This is a genomic window from Streptomyces sp. NPDC012637, assembly GCF_042954805.1.
GTDB lineage: Bacteria > Actinomycetota > Actinomycetes > Streptomycetales > Streptomycetaceae > Streptomyces.
In genome coordinates, this window is sequence record NZ_JBIBDS010000025.1 from 1 (window position 1) to 1,560 (window position 1,560).

The 1,560-nt window shown below is 70.2% G+C and carries 2 protein-coding genes; both read right to left on the reverse strand.

Annotated features, from left to right (window positions below):
- Positions 1–4: 4 nt before the first annotated feature.
- The gene (locus tag ACFY8W_RS37990) at positions 5–796 is read right to left on the reverse strand and encodes an ABC transporter permease (RefSeq protein WP_391115746.1); all 792 of its coding nucleotides are present in this window, start codon (positions 794–796) and stop codon (positions 5–7) included.
- On the reverse strand, positions 793–1,560 hold a 768-nt coding region (locus ACFY8W_RS37995), incomplete at its 5' end, for an ATP-binding cassette domain-containing protein (protein WP_391115747.1). The genes ACFY8W_RS37990 and ACFY8W_RS37995, both read right to left, overlap by 4 nt.

A 1,560-nucleotide genomic window follows, 5' to 3' on the forward strand; every position in this document is an offset into this window, starting at 1 on the left:
GCGGTTACTTCGGGTCGTCGTTGAACTTCGACGTCGACCAGAGGTAGCCGAGTACCGCGAGGCCGGCGCACCAGGTGACGGCGAGCCAGCCGTTGTGGCCGATCTCGGTGCCGAGCAGCAGACCGCGCAGGGTCTCGATGGCCGGTGTGAAGGGCTGGTACTGGGCGATCGGCTGGAACCAGCCCGGCATGGCCTCGACCGGGACGAAGGCGCTGGAGATCAGCGGCAGGAAGATCAGCGGCATCGCGTTGTTGCTGGCGGCCTCGGCGTTCGGGCTGACCAGGCCCATGCCGACGGCGATCCAGGTGAGTGCCAGGGCGAACAGGACGAGCAGGCCGAAGGCGGCGAGCCATTCGACGGGGGTGGCGTCGGTGGAGCGGAAGCCGATGGCCACGCCGACGGCGCCGACGAGGACCACGCTGGCCACGGACTGCAGGACGCTGCCGACGACGTGTCCGACGAGGACGGAGCCGCGGTGGATCGCCATGGTGCGGAAGCGGGCGATGATGCCCTCGGTCATGTCGTTGGAGACGGAGACCGCCGTGCCGATCGTGGTGCTGCCGATGGTCATCAGCAGCAGACCCGGGACCAGGTAGGCGATGTAGTCGGCCCGGTCCGCGCCGCCTCCGCCGATGCCCGCGCTCATGGTGTCGCCGAAGACGTAGACGAACAGCAGCAACAGCATGATCGGCGTGAGCAGCAGGTTCAGCGTGAGCGACGGATAGCGCCGGGCGTGCAGCAGGTTGCGGCGCAGCATCGTGGACGAGTCGCGCACGGCGAGGGACAGGGAGCTCATCGGACAGCCTCCGTGGACGGGCCGGACTGGGCGGACTGGGCGGACTGGCTGGGCTGGCTGGGCTGGTTCGGGATGCGGGTGTCGCCGGCGGCGCCGCCGGTGAGGGCGAAGAACACGTCGTCGAGGTCGGGCGTGTGGACGGTCAGTTCGTCGGCCTCGATGCCGGCGGCGTCCAGCCGGTCGAGGACGGAGCGCAGTTCGCGCTGGCTGCCGTCGCTCGGGAGCTGGAGGCTGAGGGATTCGTCGTCGCGGGAGGCGCCGGTCAGGGCCGCGACGGCCCTCGTGTACGCGACCGGGTCGGTGAAGCGGAGGCGGACGTGGCCGCCCGGGACGAGCCGCTTGAGTTCCTCGGCGGTTCCCTCGGCGGCGATCCTGCCGTCGTTGAGGACCGCGATGCGGTCGGCCAGCTCGTCGGCCTCCTCCAGGTACTGGGTGGTGAGGAAGACGGTGACGCCGTCCGTGACGAGCTCCCTGATGATCTGCCACATGTTGTGCCGGGAACGCGGGTCGAGACCGGTGGTCGGCTCGTCCAGGAAGATGATCCGCGGGTCGCCGACCAGCGTCATCGCGATGTCCAGGCGCCGCTTCATACCGCCCGAGTAGGTCGACGCGGGCTTCCTCGCGGCCTCGGTGAGGCCGAAGCGCTCCAGGAGCCCGGCGGCCACCCGCCGCCCCTCCCGCCGGGACAGGTGGTGCAGGTCCGCCATCAGCCACATGTTCTCCTCGCCGGTGATCAGACCGTCGACCGCGGAGAACTGACCCGT